At 73.8% G+C, this 15,109-nt stretch carries 13 protein-coding genes; 5 read left to right on the forward strand and 8 right to left on the reverse strand.

Translation table 11 applies throughout. The features are described from left to right. The first annotated feature begins 51 nt into the window (after positions 1–51). From uvrA to C1701_RS27855, 3 genes are read left to right on the forward strand one after another with little or no spacing between them, the layout of a single operon-like run. Positions 52–2,526: an excinuclease ABC subunit UvrA gene (uvrA, locus tag C1701_RS24460; protein ID WP_443098167.1), complete on the forward strand. Its 2,475-nt coding sequence runs from the start codon at positions 52–54 to the stop codon at positions 2,524–2,526. A 31-nt stretch (positions 2,527–2,557) separates the two neighbouring features. Further along, positions 2,558–3,175, forward strand: coding sequence for an aminoglycoside phosphotransferase family protein (locus C1701_RS27850; protein WP_308208820.1), 618 nt, complete (start codon positions 2,558–2,560; stop codon positions 3,173–3,175). After that, positions 3,061–3,504, forward strand: coding sequence for a phosphotransferase (locus C1701_RS27855; protein WP_308208821.1), 444 nt, complete (start codon positions 3,061–3,063; stop codon positions 3,502–3,504). Before C1701_RS27850 ends, C1701_RS27855 begins: the two co-directional genes overlap by 115 nt. 145 nt (positions 3,505–3,649) lie before the next feature. Here the strand turns inward: C1701_RS27855 and C1701_RS24470 are convergent, their stop codons facing one another. Next, complete coding sequence (locus C1701_RS24470; protein WP_211237476.1) at positions 3,650–4,375, reverse strand: SDR family NAD(P)-dependent oxidoreductase; 726 nt, start codon at positions 4,373–4,375, stop codon at positions 3,650–3,652. A 29-nt stretch (positions 4,376–4,404) separates the two neighbouring features. On the opposite strand from C1701_RS24470, the gene C1701_RS24475 reads away from it, so the two are divergent. Further along, on the forward strand, positions 4,405–5,031 hold the full coding sequence (locus C1701_RS24475) for a MarR family winged helix-turn-helix transcriptional regulator (RefSeq protein ID WP_103056705.1): 627 nt from the start codon (positions 4,405–4,407) through the stop codon (positions 5,029–5,031). A gap of 39 nt (positions 5,032–5,070) precedes the next feature. On the opposite strand, the gene C1701_RS24480 is transcribed toward C1701_RS24475, so the two are convergent. From C1701_RS24480 to C1701_RS24495, 4 genes are all read right to left on the reverse strand, one after another. Beyond that, complete coding sequence (locus C1701_RS24480; protein ID WP_103056706.1) at positions 5,071–6,315, reverse strand: DNA sulfur modification protein DndB; 1,245 nt, start codon at positions 6,313–6,315, stop codon at positions 5,071–5,073. Positions 6,316–6,506: 191 nt separating this feature from the next. Beyond that, the gene (locus C1701_RS24485) at positions 6,507–7,295 is read right to left on the reverse strand and encodes a TetR/AcrR family transcriptional regulator (protein WP_030106950.1); all 789 of its coding nucleotides are present in this window, start codon (positions 7,293–7,295) and stop codon (positions 6,507–6,509) included. A 37-nt stretch (positions 7,296–7,332) separates the two neighbouring features. After that, positions 7,333–9,207 carry an ABC transporter ATP-binding protein gene (locus tag C1701_RS24490; RefSeq protein WP_337662314.1) on the reverse strand — a complete coding sequence of 625 codons (1,875 nt, stop codon included), beginning with the start codon at positions 9,205–9,207 and terminating at the stop codon, positions 7,333–7,335. A gap of 31 nt (positions 9,208–9,238) precedes the next feature. Beyond that, on the reverse strand, positions 9,239–10,777 hold the full coding sequence (locus tag C1701_RS24495) for an MFS transporter (protein ID WP_103056708.1): 1,539 nt from the start codon (positions 10,775–10,777) through the stop codon (positions 9,239–9,241). A gap of 104 nt (positions 10,778–10,881) precedes the next feature. Between C1701_RS24495 and soxR the strand changes: the two genes are divergently transcribed. Beyond that, complete coding sequence (gene soxR / locus C1701_RS24500; protein WP_272481004.1) at positions 10,882–11,385, forward strand: redox-sensitive transcriptional activator SoxR; 504 nt, start codon at positions 10,882–10,884, stop codon at positions 11,383–11,385. A gap of 249 nt (positions 11,386–11,634) precedes the next feature. On the opposite strand, the gene C1701_RS24505 is transcribed toward soxR, so the two are convergent. The 3 genes from C1701_RS24505 to C1701_RS24515 all read right to left on the reverse strand — a co-directional run bounded on the left by C1701_RS24505 (position 11,635) and on the right by C1701_RS24515 (position 14,617). Beyond that, entirely contained in the window at positions 11,635–12,429 is a 795-nt protein-coding gene (locus C1701_RS24505; protein WP_030106943.1) for a putative protein N(5)-glutamine methyltransferase, read from the reverse strand. A 375-nt stretch (positions 12,430–12,804) separates the two neighbouring features. Continuing rightward, positions 12,805–13,650, reverse strand: coding sequence for a pentapeptide repeat-containing protein (locus C1701_RS24510; RefSeq protein ID WP_026418056.1), 846 nt, complete (start codon positions 13,648–13,650; stop codon positions 12,805–12,807). A gap of 127 nt (positions 13,651–13,777) precedes the next feature. Further along, positions 13,778–14,617 (reverse strand): nitroreductase/quinone reductase family protein, encoded by an 840-nt coding sequence (locus C1701_RS24515; protein WP_016697946.1) that lies wholly within the window; start codon positions 14,615–14,617, stop codon positions 13,778–13,780. Positions 14,618–15,109: the final 492 nt, after the last annotated feature.

Below are 15,109 nucleotides of genomic sequence, written 5' to 3' on the forward strand. Positions count from 1 at the left end.
ATGACGATGTCCCATGCCCGTGACGTCCTGCCCGGCTCGGCCCGGGCGGTGTTGCCGGACACCCTGCGGGTGCGGGGGGCGCGGGTGCACAACCTGCGGGGGGTGGACCTCGACGTTCCGCACCGGGCGTTGGTGGTGTTCACCGGCGTGTCGGGGTCGGGGAAGTCCTCGTTGGCGTTCGACACGATCTACGCGGAGGCGCAACGGCGGCAGGTGCAGTCGATGTCGTCGTTCGCCCGGCAGTTCCTCGGTGAGATGAGTCGCCCGGACGTCGACCAGGTCGAGGGTCTGTGCTCGGCCGTCGCGGTGGATCAGCGGTCCTCGGCGTCGCGGAGTCCTCGGTCGACGGTGGGGACGGTGACCGAGGTGTACGACCTGATGCGGGTGTTGTGGGGGCGGGTGGGGGTGCCGCACTGCCCGAGGTGTGGGGAGGGGCTTGGCCGGGGGGATCGGGGGTGGGCGTGTCCGGCGGGGCACGAGGTGGGGTCGGTGGAGGTGGCGGGGCGGGCGTTCTCGTTCAACCTGCCGTTCGGGCAGTGCCCGGACTGCGCGGGGGTGGGTGTGGTGTTGGCGGGGGACGAGGGGTTGGTGGTGCCTGACCTGGAGTTGTCGGTGGTGGAGGGCGCGGTGGCTCCGTGGCGGGAGCGGTCGGGGGCGGGGTGTCGGGAGGCGGCGGTCGCGGTGGTGTCGGGGTGGGGGGTTCGGCCGGAGGCTCCGTGGCGGTCGTTGCCGCCGGGGTTGCGGGAGGTTCTGCTGCGGGGCCGTGAGGTGGCGGTGCCCGGGCGGTCGGAGGTGTTCACCGGGGTGCTGCCGTGGTTGGCCGAGCGGCAGCGGGCGGCGGCGGGGGGTTCCTTCCCGGGGCAGGTGTTCCTGCGTCCGGTGCCGTGCTCGTCCTGCGGGGGAGGGCGGTTGCGCGCCGAGCAGCGGGCGGTGCGGGTGGGTGGTCGGGGGATCACCGAGGTGAGCGCGTTGCCGGTCACCGGGTGCCGGGAGTTCTTCGCGGGGTTGGAGTTGGCGGAGCGGGAGCGGGTACTGGTCGAGCAGGCGGTGGAGGAGATCCTGGAGCGGTTGTCGCGCCTGGTGGAGGTGGGGTTGGGGTATCTGACGCTGGACCGCCCCGCGCGGACCCTGTCGACGGGTGAGGCGCAGCGTGTCCGGTTGGCGGGCCAGGTGGGGACGCGGTTGTTCGGGTTGTTGTACGTGTTGGACGAGCCGACGGCCGGGTTGCACCCGCAGGACGTGGAGGAGTTGGTGGGGACGCTGCGGGCGTTGCGGGACCGGGGCAACTCGGTGGTGGTGGTGGAGCACGACGCGCGGGTGATCGAGGCCGCGGACTGGGTGGTCGAGTTGGGGCCGGCCGCCGGCGAGCACGGTGGTCGGTTGCTGTTCTCGGGGCCGGTGGAGGCGCTGCGGTCCTCGGAGGAGTCGGTGACGGGCGGGTACCTCGCGGGCCGGTGGGGGCGGGGGTTGCCGGAGCGGCGTCGGGCCTCGGAGCCGGGGCGGGAGCTGGTGGTGCGGGGGGCTGTCGAGCACAACCTGGGGGGAGTGGACGTGGCGTTCCCGCTGGGGTGCGTGGTGGCGGTGAGCGGGGTGTCGGGTGCGGGCAAGTCGACGTTGGTGGATCAGATCCTGTACCGGGTGATCGACCGGGCGTTGGGGGGCGATGCTCCCCCGCCGGGGGCGCACGAGCGGGTGGAGGGGGTGGAGTTGGTGGACCGGGTGATCCGGGTCGACCAGTCCCCGATCGGCCGGTCGGCGCGGTCGACCCCGGCGACCTACACCGGCGTGTTGGACGCGGTGCGGACGTTGTTCGCGCGGACCGAGCGGGCGCGGCGGTGCGGGTTCACCCCGGGCCGTTTCTCGTTCAACTCGCCGGGGGGCCGGTGCGAGGAGTGTTCGGGGGAGGGGGTGGTGCGGGTGGAGATGCACTTCCTGCCGGACGTGTTCCTGCCGTGCGCGGAGTGCGGGGGGAGCCGGTATGACGCGGAGACGTTGTCGGTCACCTACCGGGGTCGCACGATCGCCGAGGTGCTGGCGATGACCGTGGAGGAGGCGGCCGAGTTCTTCCGGGAGGATCCGCCGGCGGTGCGCGGGCCCCTGCGGGTGCTGTGCGAGGTGGGGTTGGGGTATCTGCGGTTGGGGCAGGCGGGGACGACGTTGTCGGGTGGGGAGGCGCAGCGCGTGAAGCTCGCCGCCGAGCTGCACCGCCGGGCCGGCCGGCACACCGTGTACGTGTTGGACGAGCCGACGACCGGGTTGCACGCGCGGGACGTGGAGCGGCTGGTCGGGGTGTTGCACCGGTTGGTCGACCGGGGGCACACGGCGGTGGTGGTCTCGCACAGCATGGATGTGGTGCGGGCGGCGGACTGGGTGATCGACCTCGGCCCGGGTGGCGGGCGGGACGGCGGTCGGGTGGTGGCGGTGGGCACCCCGGAGGAGGTGGCGTCCGGTCGGGGGCACACCGCCCGGCACCTGCGGCGCGCGCTGGGGAAGGACGGAGTGCCGGGGGAAATTGGGGTGCGGTGACCGGGAGGTCGTGTCTACGGTCACCCGCCGTGTGAGCGGTGGTTCCCTGCCCGAGGCGACGACGGTGGCGCGGTTCGAGGCGGTGGTCGAGGACGAGGCGCGGTTGCGGCCCGGGGTGGTGGAGCTGTGCCGCCGGTTGGGGATCGGGGGTGAGCTGGTCCGGTTCGCCGACGGGTCTTTGCCGGTGTACGCGGTCGGGGAGGACCTGGTGCTCACGCTGTACCCCCCGGTCCACGCCGGGGAGGCGGCGGTGGAGGCCGGGGTCCTTGACCTGGTGGCGGGGCGGCTGCCGGTGGCGACTCCCCGGGTGCATCAGGTGGGAGTCCGTGACGGGTGGGCGTACGTGCTGATGAGCCGGTTGCGGGGCCGGCCGCTGGGTGAGGTGTGGCCAGCGCTGTCCCCGGCGGAACGCCGGTCGGTGGCCGCTCGGGTCGGGGGTGCGCTGGCCGCCCTGCACGAGGTGGACCACCGAGGTCTGGACGTGCTGGGCCGCCTTGCTGGGAGGAGTTCCTCGCCGCCCAGCGGGCGGGTTGCGTGCGGCGGCAGCGGTCTCGGGGGCTGCCGGAGGCCTGGGTGGAGCAGATCCCGGACTTCCTGGACGCGACCCCGGTGCCGGCGGGGCGGCCGGTGCTGCTGCACACCGAGGTGATGGCCGAGCACGTGCTGGTCCGCCCGGGGGCGGCGGGCTGGGAGGTGTCGGGGTTGTTCGATTTCGAACCGGCGATGCGGGGAGCCGCGGAGTACGAGTTCGCTGCGGTGGGGCTGTTCCTGACCCGGGGAGATGCGGGGGCGTTGGCGGCGCTGCTGGCCGGGTACGGGCTGGACCGGGCGGCGGTCGGGCCGGTGTTGTCCCGCCGGTTCCTGGCCTACGCGTTGCTGCACGTCTACAGCGACCTGAGCACCTACCTGCGGTTGTTGCCTGCTCCGGAGGAGCCGACCTTGGCCTCGGTGGCCGACCGGTGGTTCGGGGTGGACTGACCCGGCACCCCGGTCGACGAGGGATGCCGGGACGTCCGGTTCGACCACATCGGGCTCGGCCGGGGCCCGTCCTGGCGGGGTGGTGTCCGGTCGGGGAGCCGAGGCGGGGCGGCACGCGGTTCCGGTGGTGGTGTCGCGGTGGGGTTCAGCGTCCGAAGTGGGCGCCTCCGTTGACGTGGAGCACCTGGCCGGTGAGGTGACCTGCTCCGGGGGAGGCGAGGAATGCGCAGGTGGCGGCGATGTCGTCGGGCGCGCCGGCGCGGCCGGTGGCGGTGCGGGAGATCAGGGTGGCCCGTCGCTGGTCGCTGAGCCGGCCCCGGAAGAACTCGGTGTCCTCGATCAGTCCGGGGGAGACGAGGTTGGCGGTGATGCCGCGGGGCCCGAGGCGGGTGGCGACGTCGATGGTCCAGGCTTCCAGGGCTGCTTTGGAGGCTCCGTAGGAGCCGGCTCCGGTGCGGGCCGCGATCGACCCGACCATGATGACGCGGCCGTCGTCGGCGAGTCGCGGGGTGAGCGCGGTGGTGACCAGCACGGCGGAGAGCACGTTGGTCGCGAGGTTGGCCCGCCATTCCCGCGCCAGTCCGGTGAGGTCGTCCTTGTCGTGGGCGGGCAGGTCGAAGCCGACGTTGCCGCCGGCGTTGTTGATCAGGACGTCGACCCGGTCGGGCAGGGCGGGCAGGGCGGCGGTCACCGCGTCGGGGTCGCTGGCGTCGAAGGCGACCGCCCGGGCTCCGAGGGTGTTCGCGGCCTCGGTGAGCACGTCGGTTCGGCGTCCGGTGATGGTGACCGAGTCGCCCTGGGAGGCGAACCGGGCCGCCACGGCGAGTCCGATACCGGTACCGCCGCCGGTGACCACGATGTTGCGCACCACACAATCTCCTTTAGGTCTAAACTAGTGGGGTGGCTGACCGTACTCCCGAACACGACACCACCGCAACCAGCGCCGGACCGGCACGGGACGACTCGGGCGGCGAGGGACCCGCGTCCGGCGTGGACGCCGACGACACCGGACGAGCGGTCGACGAGGTCGACCTGATCGTCCGGGCGTGGCGGCGGGAACGCCCCGGCGCGCCGGTGGGCTCCATCGGCGTGATCACCAGGATCTGGCGGGTCGCGAAGCTGTTGGACGACGAGCGGCGGCGCACCATGGCCAGGCTCGGCATGGACGCCGCCACCCGGGACCTGTTGAGCACTCTGCGTCGGGCGGGGTCGCCCTACCAGCTGGCGCCCTCGGAGATCGCGCGGCGCGCGCTGGTCAGTCCGGGTGCGGTGTCCCAGCGGGTGGCCCGCGCGGAGGCGGCGGGGCTGGTGCGGCGCCGGCGGGAGGGGCCGGACGGGCGGGCGGTGCTGGTCGAGCTCACCTCGGAGGGGCACGAGGTGATCGGGGGCACGGTTGACGAACTGCTGCGTCACGAGGAGTCGTTGCTCTCCGGGCTCACCGACCAGCAGCGGGAGCACCTCGCCGACCTGCTCCGCGTCCTGCTCGCCGACCTCACCGGCCGTTTCGGTCCCGGCGGTGCGGGGTGAGCCGGCGGGTGGCCCGGGGATTCCCGCCGGCCCGGTGCCCTACAGGCCCGAGGGGCGGGTGCGGTACCAGCCGGAGATCACCCGCACCAGGTGGGCCAGGTTCTGGGTGCGCATCACCGGGGAGAATGCGTTGACCTCGAAGTCGGCGCTGGCCTCGGTGCCGCGCCAGATGCTGGTGGCCGACACCGGGGCGTTCATGTGCGGGTCCAGCGCGGTGAAGAAGGTGGTGACCTCCTCGTCGTTCGCCTCGTGCTCCTCGATGAGGGTGTGGTGGACGCCGGCGAGGACGCGCAGCATGCCGACGTGGCCCAGCAGCGACTGCGATCGCAGGTCGAGTGGGGTGAGGGTCCCTTCGGCCACGGCGCCGAGGTCCTTGAACCCGCCGGTCAGGCAGTCCAGGAAGCCGTGCACCAGCTCGACGAGGCTTTCGTCGGCGAGTTCGCGTTCGCGCTGCTTCCCGATGCGGCCCGCGACGCCGACGGCGACACCCCGGGTCAGGTCCGCCACGTGCTCGGCGCCCATGAGGTTGGGGTTCTTCCTGGTCATCCTGTCCTGTTCGAGATCCACCTTCCCTGTGAGGAGCGCGTGGTTCACGACACGGTCGAGGATGCGGTTGGCCACCTTGCTGCTGTCGAAACGAGCCCGCAGTGCGCTGGAGATCCCCTTGGCGTTGTCCGCGACGTCGACGAACATCTGCCGCGCGAGCACAGTGCTGGGTTCGACGTCAATGTCGACGCCGATGGATTCCGATTCGAGTCGGTCCAACTGGACGCGGAGTTTCTGGCGGGTGTTCTCGAGGGTGGCGAGCGTGTCCTTCCGGGTGGTGCGTCCGATCTCCCGGTCGATCTTCGTGATCTCGTCCCCGAGGCCCTTGATTCCCAGGTGCACTCCCAGGATTCGGTGTTGGCCGTCGATGGTCGACAGCGGGGAGAGCGCCCCTGTCGCCCAGGGGATGGTCAGGTACCCGATGTGGCCGTTGGTTCCCGCTGCCTCCTCGAAGGAGCAGCCGCCGTTGTCCCGGGCGAGCAGCGTGGGAGCCACCCAGGTCTCCTGCTGGCGGATGTCGTCACCGAACGCCTTCGCGTGGCGGCTGTCCACCTTGCGGTTGTCCGGGTCGGGTTCATCCGGGTTGGGAGTGGTCAGGATGACGTCCAGACTGGTCAGGGGAATTCGCGTGGAGTGGACCGTGCGGCCGCCCTGCGGGGATCGTTGGGCGACGAACGTGCTTTCACGGCGGGGTCCGCTGATTCGGTCGGGTTCGATTTCCCTGGTTCCCCCTGGTATGTCCCATGCCCCCGGTGGGGGTGGATTGGCGGACGATCAACCTACCGCAGGGGGAGGGGCGGGGAACAACCCCTGCCCGCGTGGAGCGGGTACCTCAGGAATTGACTGGTCACTCGACTGTCGCGGTATTCCGTCAGTGGCCACCGGGTGGTGAGCCGTGGGGTCGAGGTCTTCTCCCCGGGCCGACGGTCTCAGCGCGGGGTGGTCGCGCCGGGGTCGACGGTGCGGGTTCGCACGAGGGCCTCGATGCCGTCGAGGACGCGGAGCAGGCCGAACTCGAAGTCGTGCGCCGGGTCGTGCGGCGCGCGGTGGGCGGTGCCGGCGGCGGCTCCGACCCGGGCGGCCACCGGGAACCGGTCGGGGTCGAGGACCCGGGTGAGGTGGGGGGCGTGCGCGGCCCACCACTGCTCGTCGCTCATGCCGGACCGGTGTTCGGTCCGCGCCGCCTCCCACGCGGCCCGGGCGGCGGTGCGCACGTGCCCGAGGACGAGGGTGAGGACCGCGTCCATCTCGACGTCGGTGAGGCCGATGCCGTCCAGGGCGCGGAGTTCGTGGTCGTACTTGGCGATGGCGTGCGGGCCCAGCACGGCACGGCCGGTGGCGACCTGCGCCAACCAGCCGTGCCGCTGGTAGAGCTCCCAGTTGCGCCGGGCCACGGCCTCGAGGTGCCCCCGCCACCCGCCGGGGGCGGGGGCGGTGAGGTCGAGTTCCCCGTAGACGGCGTCGACCATGGCCTCGACGAGTTCGTCCTTGCCGGGCACGTAGGTGTAGAGGGACATCGTGCCCACTCCGAGCTGGTGGGCGACGCGGCGCATGGACAGCGCGGCCAGGCCCTCGGTGTCGGCGAGGTCGACGGCGGCGCGGACGATGTCCTCGACGTCGATGCCCTGCCGGCCCCGCCGGCCGGACGGGCCGCTGGTCCTCCAGAGCAGGGCGAGGCTGCGAGCCGGGTCGGCGGGGCCGGGGTTCTCGGGGGCCATGAGGCAGGGATCGTAGTCGTGCGCCGGGGCGGGCGGGTCAGGTGACCGGCGCGGTGGGGGAGGTGGCGAACTGGGTGCGGTGCAGTTCGGCGTAGCGGCCCCCGGCGGTGAGGAGTGCGTCGTGGGTGCCGCGTTCGACGATGCGGCCCTCCTCGACGACGAGGATGGTGTCGGCGGCGCGGACGGTGGACAGTCGGTGGGCGATGACCAGGCAGGTGCGGCCGGTGGTCGCTTCGGCCAGGGCGTCCTGGACGGCGGCCTCGGAGGTGGCGTCGAGGGCGGCGGTGGCCTCGTCGAGGATCACCAGGCGGGGGGCGGCCAGCAGCAGTCGGGCGATGGTCAACCGCTGGCGTTCTCCTCCGGAGAAGCGGTAGCCGCGTTCCCCGACCACGGTGTCCAGTCCGTCGGGTAAGTCGGCGACGAGGTCGGCCAGGCGGGCTCGGCGCAGCGCGTCCCACACCTCGGCGTCGGTGGCCGAGGGGCGGGGCAGGGTCAGGTTCGCGCGGATGGTGTCGTGGAAGAGGTGTCCGTCCTGGGTGACCATGCCGACGGTGTCGCGTAGGGAGGCGCTGGTGAGGTCTCGGACGTCGACGTCGTTGATCCGCACGGCCCCGGCGGTGACGTCGTGGAGGCGGGAGAGCAGGTGGGCGATGGTGGACTTGCCGGCGCCGGAGGAGCCGACGAGGGCCACCGTGGTGCCGGGTTCGATCCGGAAGGACACCGAGCGCAGCACGGGCTGGTTCTCCCGTGTGTCGAGGGTGGCGACGTCCTCCAGGGAGGCCAGGGAGACCCTGTCGGCCGTGGGGTAGGTGAAGTCGACGGAGTCGAACTCGACCGCCACCGGCCCGGGTGGGGTGTCGCGGGCGTCGGGGCGTTGCCGGATGAGCGGCACCAGGTCGAGGATCTCGAAGACGCGTTCGAACGCCACGATGGCCGTCGAGATCTCGATGCGGGCGCTGGCCAACGCGGTCAGCGGCGCGTAGAGGCGGGTCAGCAGCATCGCCAGTGCCACCACCGCGCCGGGTTCGAGTTGCCCGGTCAGGGCGGCGACGCCGCCGACGCCGTAGACCAGGGCCAGTGCCAGCGCCGAGACCAGGGTGAGGGCGGTGAGGAACACGTGTTGGACCATCGCCGAGCGGACGCCGATGTCCCGGACGCGGTCGGCGCGGCGGGCGAACTCCTCGGACTCCTGGTGGGGCCGGCCGAAGAGCTTGACCAGGGTCGCGCCGGGCGCGGAGAACCGTTCGGTCATCTGGGTGCCCATGGCGGCGTCGTGGGCGGCGGCCTCCCGGCGGAGCCGGGCGAGCCGGGTGCCCATCCGCTGGGCGGGCAGGACGAAGACGGGCAGGAGCAGCACGGCGAGCAGGGTGATCCGCCAGGAGATGCCGAGCATCACCACGAGGGTGAGGGCGAGGGTGACGAGGTTGCCCACGACTCCGGAGAGGGTGTCGCTGAAGGCGCGTTGGGCGCCGATGACGTCGTTGTTGAGCCGGCTGACCAGGGCGCCGGTGCGGGTGCGGGTGAAGAAGGCGAGGGGCATGCGTTGGACGTGGTCGAACACGGCGGTGCGCAGGTCCAGGATGAGGCCCTCGCCGAGGCGGGCGGACTGCCAGCGGGTGAGCAGTCCCAGGCCCGCCTCGGCCAGGGCGACCGCGGCGATGGTCAGGGCGACCCAGGCCACGGCGCTGGCCGGGCCTCCGGCGGTGATGGTGTCGACGACGCGGCCGGCCAGCACGGGGGTCACCACGGCGAGACTGGCGGTGATCACGCTGAGCAGGAGGAAGCCGGTGAGGAGACGCCGGTGGGGGTGGGCGAACCGGGCGATGCGGCGCAGGGTGTCGCGGGAGAGGGGGTGACGGCGGTGCTGGCCGTGCATCGCGTGGTGCAGTGAGGCCCACGCGGTCATGTCCATGCTCATGGTGTCTCCGAACGGGGTGGGGTGGTCAGGCCGCGTCGGCGGCGGTGTCGGCGGTCGGCGGGGTTCGCAGGGTCAGCACGACGGTGACGGCGACGGCGAGGGTCAGGGCGGTCCCGATGAGGGCCACCCCGTGGAAGGCGTCGGTGAACGCGGCTCGGGCCAGGCTGAGCAGGTCGCCGGCCAGCGGGGCGGGCAGGGCGTCGGCGAGGGCGGCCGCGGCGCCGAGGGTGTCCCCGGCGGCGGTGGCCGCGTCGGCTCCCAGGCCGCTCGGCAGGTCCGTCATCGCGCCCCGGTAGAGGGCGGTGCCGACGCTGCCCAGGACGGCGATGCCCAGGGCCGTGCCCAGTTCGCTCCCGGTCTCCGACAGCGCGGAGGCCGAGCCGACCCGCTGGGCGGGCACCGAGCTGAGGATGACGTCGGTGGTCAGGGTCAGCGTGGGGCCCAGCCCGAACTGGATGGCGGTGAACGCCGCGACCAGGACGGGTAGCCCGCCGTCGCTGTCGGTCCAGGTCAGGGTGATCAGGCCGGCCGCTCCGAGGGTGAGGCCGGCGGCCATCAGGACGGCGGGGCGGATCCAGCGCACCAGCAGCGGCGCGCACAGGGTGCCGACCACTCCGGCCGCGACGGCGGGCAGCATCCACAGGCCGGCGTCCAGGGGGGACAGGCCGAGGACGAGTTGCAGGTACTGGCCCTGGAAGAACATCACCCCCGACATGGCGAACACCGTGACGGTCTGGGCGAGAAGGGAGGCGGTGAAGGTGGTGTTGCGGAACAGTCCCAGGTCCAGCAGGGGGTGGGTCAGGGTGCGCTGTCGGCGGACGAAGACGACGCCGAGCACGCCGCCGGTGGCCAACCACACCAGGGACGTGCCGGTCGGGCCGTGTTCGGCGAGGTGTTTGATCCCGTACACGGCGGTGAGCACGGCGGTCAGGGACAGCAGGACGCTGATCAGGTCGAGGCCCGCGGCGCGTTCGCCCCGGGTCTCGGGCAGCAGGAAGGGGCCGGTGGCCAGGAGCAGGGCCATGACGGGCACGCCGAGGAGGAACACCGATCCCCACCAGAACTGGTGGAGGAGTATCCCGCCGACCACGGGGCCGAGCGCGGTACCGGCGGCGAAGCAGGTCATCCACACCGAGACGGCGAGGGTGCGTTGCCGGGGGTGGGTGAACAGGGTGCGGATGAGCGACAGGGTCGAGGGCATGAGGGTCGCGCCGGCCACGCCCAGCAGTGCCCGGCTGAGGATCAGGGTGAGGGCGGTGGGGGAGAACGCCGCGAGCACGGAGGCGACACCGAAGGCGGCCGAGCCGATCAACAGCAGGCGCCGCCGGCCGATGCGGTCGCCGAGGGTGCCCATCGTGATGAGCGTGCCGGCGATGAGGAACCCGTAGCTGTCGGTGATCCACAGCAGTTCGGTGCCGGTGGGCGCCAGGTCGGCGGTCAGCGCGGGCACGGCCAGGTGCAGCACCGTCATGTCCATCGCGATGAGCAGCGTGGGCAGCGCGAGGACCGCCAGGCCCAGCCACTGCCGGCGGCCGGCGCGGGGGCCGGTGTGTGTCGTGGTCATCGGAGTTCCTGTTCTCGGAGGGGGGCGCGGGTTCCTTGACCGGCGCCGCCCCGGAACGGTAGAACCTGAACCAATCTTCAGGTCAACTGCGCGTGGTGGGGGATGTGGTGACAGTGGAGGGTCCACGGTGGGACCAGGACGAGCTGACGGTGGGCCAGGTGGCCCGGCGGGCGGGGGTGGCGGTCAGCGCCCTGCACTTCTACGAGCGGCAGGGGCTGATCCGCTCCCGCCGGACCAGTGGCAACCAGCGGCGTTACCGGCGGGACACGCTGCGCCGGATCGCGCTCGTCCGGGTGGCCCAGCGGGTGGGCATCCCGTTGTCCGAGGTCGCCGAGGTGCTCGCGTTGTTGCCGGAGGGACGGACACCGAACCGGGAGGACTGGCAGCGGATCTCCGAGCGGTGGCACCACGAGCTCAGTGAGCGCATCCGGTACCTGGAGCAGTTGCGGGACGACTTCACCGACTGCGTCGGCTGCGGGTGCCTGTCGCTGGACCGGTGCGCCCTGGCCAATCCGAGGGATGTGTGCGGGCAGGAAGGCAGTGGTCCCCAGCGGCTGCGGGGGTGTTCGGTGTTCCCGGCGGGGTTGCGGGGACCGTCCGAGTGCTGAACGGCCGGGGCGGGGAGAGCGTGGAGTGGACCGCGCCCGGGAAGGGAACGGGGCCCGGTCGCCGGGGGCGGGGTCCGACGGGGCGCGGGGTGGCCGGGTGGGCGGGCCCCGGGGCGGCGCGCCCTGGTCCACGCCGTCCCCGGTGGCGCAGCGTCGGCGTTGACGGGCTCGGCCACCACCTGCCCGTGCCGGGCGGCGGACCGGAGGAGGTCACGGTCCCGCGCGGCGGGATCGCCGGGGCGGCGGGGCTCAGCGGGCGGGGGCGGAGCCGAGGACGACGGTGGCCGTCGCGTCCGGGGAGCGGGCGGCGGTGGCGTCGAGCCCGTCCGCCCGCAGGATGGCGACCGCGGGCCCGGCCTGCCGGTCGCTGGTCTCGACGAGCAGGTGACCGCCGGGGGACAACCACTCCTCGGCCCGCGCGCTGACCCGGCGCAGCAGGTCGAGGCCGTCGCCGCCGCCGTCGAGCGCGGCCCGGGCCTCGTGCAACCTGGCCTCCGGTGGGAGCAGGGCGATCTCCCGGGTCGGGACGTAGGGGACGTTGGCCAGCAGGACGTCCACGCGGCCGCGCAACCCGGCGGGCAGCGGGGCGTAGAGGTCCCCCAGGAACACCTGGCCGTCGAGGTCGGCGAGGTTGTCCCGGGCGCAGGACACGGCGGCGGGATCGATGTCGCTGGCGTGGACGCGGATCCCGGGACGCCGCGTGGCCAGGGCCAGTCCCAGCGCGCCCGACCCGCAGCACAGGTCCACCACGACGCTGCCGGGACCGGTCACCTCGGCGGCGCGGTCGACGAGGAACTCGGTGCGGCGTCGGGGGACGAACACGCCGGGGGCCACCCGCACGCGGCATCCGGCGAACTCGGCCCAGCCGAGCAGGTGTTCGAGGGGCAGGCCGGCGACCCGGCGGCGGAGGAGGGCGTCCAGGTGCGCCGGGGTGCGGGCGGCGTCTCGCAGCAGGCGGGCCTCGTCCTCGGCGAACACGCAGCCGGCCTCCCGCAGCGCGTCGACGACGGGATCGGAGGGGGGTGGGGTCGGCGTGTTCGGCACAGGGCGCCTCCGGTCTGCCGAGCGGGTGGGCCTCACCCCGCCGGACGCCGGCCCGGTCGGGCCACCGGCACTCGTCGAGTTGATCTTCGTGCGGGGGCAACTCTACTCCGGGGGTGGCCTCGGGCGGGCGCGTGTGGCGGGATGCCGACGCCGCCACCCCCGTGTCCTGGTGGGACGCGCGGGGCGGGGCCGTCGCCCCGGCGGGGCTGGCGGTCTCCCCGGCCCCGTCGAGGTCGGGGCGCCACTGGTCCTGCCCGGTGGCGGCCAGGGCGGGAGGCCGCCACCGCCACCTGGGCGGACCACCGCCGCCGGGACCACCGCCGCCGGGACCGCCGCCGGGCGGGCCCGGGGCCGGGACGCGGCCGCCCTCGGGTGTCAGCTGCGCTCGCGGTCCGCCCAGTGCGAGGGCCGTCGCAGACCGGCGGGGAGCCGGGTGGCCGCGTCGCCCCGGGCCGCGTCGAGCTGGGCCTGGATGAGGAACACGCCGTGCCGCAGGTCGGCGCCGGAGAGGTCCGCGTCCCGCAGGTCGGCGCCGAGCAGGTCCGCCCACCGCAGATCCGCGCCGCGCAGGTCCGCGGCGATCAGGTAGGCCCCCCGCAGGGTGGCGCCCCGCAGGTCCGCCCGCCGCAGCCGCGCCCCCATCAGGTCAGCGCCCCGGTGGTCGCGGCCGGCCACGGGTGCCTCGGCGCGGGCCAGGTCGCCGGCCCGCCCCAGCAGGGCACCGACCTCGGCTCGCAGCGCGGGCAGGTCCAGCCCCAGCAGGACCTCGGCGTCGGCGTCGGCCAGTGCGGTGGCCCGAGTGAGCACCGCGTCGAGGTCGGCGTGCACCGGGCGGGCGGCGGGCAGGGCCAGTGCGGCGGTGAGATACCAGCGCAGTTCGTTGAGCTGCCGCATCACCGGGAACACCGCGAACATGGGTCCGGCGACACCGGGGTCGCCCCGCCAGTCCCGCCCTCCGAAGGTGACCTGGGTGACCTGTTGGCCGGCTCCGAAGCAGTCGAAGACGGTGCACCCGGCGAACCCCCGGGGGCGGAGCTGGTCGTGGATGCCGCAGGCGTGGTCCTCCCGCAGGTGGGAGCACGGTTGGCCGGCGTCCTTGCTCACCGCGAAGTCCTGGGAGGCGGTGAAGGGGAGCGCGACGCAGCACAACCCGACGCACCGTTGGCAGTCCGCGCGCAGGGTCGTCTCGGCGGCGGGTCCAGGCGTTGGTGGCTCTGCCACGGATGTTCCCCTCTCCCCGGCCGGGTTCGGGAGGCCGGCGTGGTGTCGCGGGGGAGTCTGGCAGTCGCCGGGTGTCCGGTCGGGGGCGGGGCGTCCTCGGTGGCCTGCCCCCGACCGGCGCGGTGCCTCAGCTCAGGTGCGCGTCCAGGACGGGGATCAGGGTTTCCTCCTCGTAGTCCAGGTGGCCGAGCACCTCCCCGGTCAGCTGGTCCACCCGCTCCACCAGTTCGTCCCGGTCGAGGTCGGTGCGGTCCAGGACCGCCCGCAGTTCGGTGAGCGCGGCGGCGATCCGCTCGTGTTCCTCGTCCAACCGGTCCAGGACCGCACCCAACTCGGGGTGGCGGGCGCGCAGCGCCGGGAACAGGTGCTCGTCCTCCAACCGGTGGTGCGCGCCGAGCCCGGCGCACAGCGTCAGGCAGTTCATCCTCAGCTGGACCCCCAGGCCCGTGCCGGCCGAGGTGACCTCGGCGCGGACCAGGTCGAGTTCCCGGCGGAAGGCGTCGTGCACCATGCGCAGGCCCGCGCCGGGGGACGGCCAGGACGGCGGTCCGGGGAGTTCCCGCAGCGCCACCACGGGAATGGTGCGGGAGGTGTTCTCCTGGTACCGCGCCCATTCCGGGTCGGACTCGACGGCGCGGGCGAAGGCCGCGTCCCGTTCCGGGCCGCGCAGGACCTCGGCTTCCGCCTGGTAGGTGAACACCCCGTCCTCGACGGTCACCCGGGGGTGGGCGACGAGGTTGTGGAACCAGGCGGGGTGCCGGGGTGCTCCGCCGGCGGAGGCGATGACGAGGATGCGTTCTCCCCCGTCGGGCAGGTAGCCCAGGGGAACGGTGTGGGGGGCGCCGCTGCGCGCTCCGGTCGTGGTCAGCAGCAGGAGTCGGGTGCCGTCGACGGGGCCACCCACTCGGCCCTCGTTGGCGCGGAACTCCTCGATGATCGACGTCGTGACGTCAGGGGACGGGGACATGTGCGGTGTTCTCTCCCGGGGAGTCGAGGTGTGGCCGAGCGCCACACGGCAGGGGGCGGCCAGTGCGTGAACGCCCGACCCGGCGTGGCCTGGAGCGGCGGGGGGAGCCGGGTGGGGCGCGGGCGCGCGGTGTCGGTCCCGTGCGCGGGACGGGGGGAACGGCGCGCGGAGGGGTGGAGGATCGACGGCCACCGTGCGGGGACGACGGCGGGGGCCGGCGACGGAGAGGCGGGCGGAGCGCGCGCCCGCACCGTGCTCACGCCAGGGCCGGGAGCCCCACTCGTGATTGGCCCATGGCCGACCCGGCAGTCACGATCGTCACACTAGTAGATGATGGCGACCACTCAATCGGGTGGGCCGTTCCGGTGTGGGGTACTCGGAACGAGAAGGGATCGGGTGCTCCGGGGCGCCGTCCTGGGTCGGCTCGCGCGCCCAGCCCGAGCCGGCGTGGTGTCCGGGCGGGAGTGCTCACCACTCACCCCCCGGGCTGGC

This window comes from Actinoalloteichus sp. AHMU CJ021 (assembly GCF_002895405.1).
Taxonomy (GTDB): domain Bacteria; phylum Actinomycetota; class Actinomycetes; order Mycobacteriales; family Pseudonocardiaceae; genus Actinoalloteichus_B; species Actinoalloteichus_B caeruleus.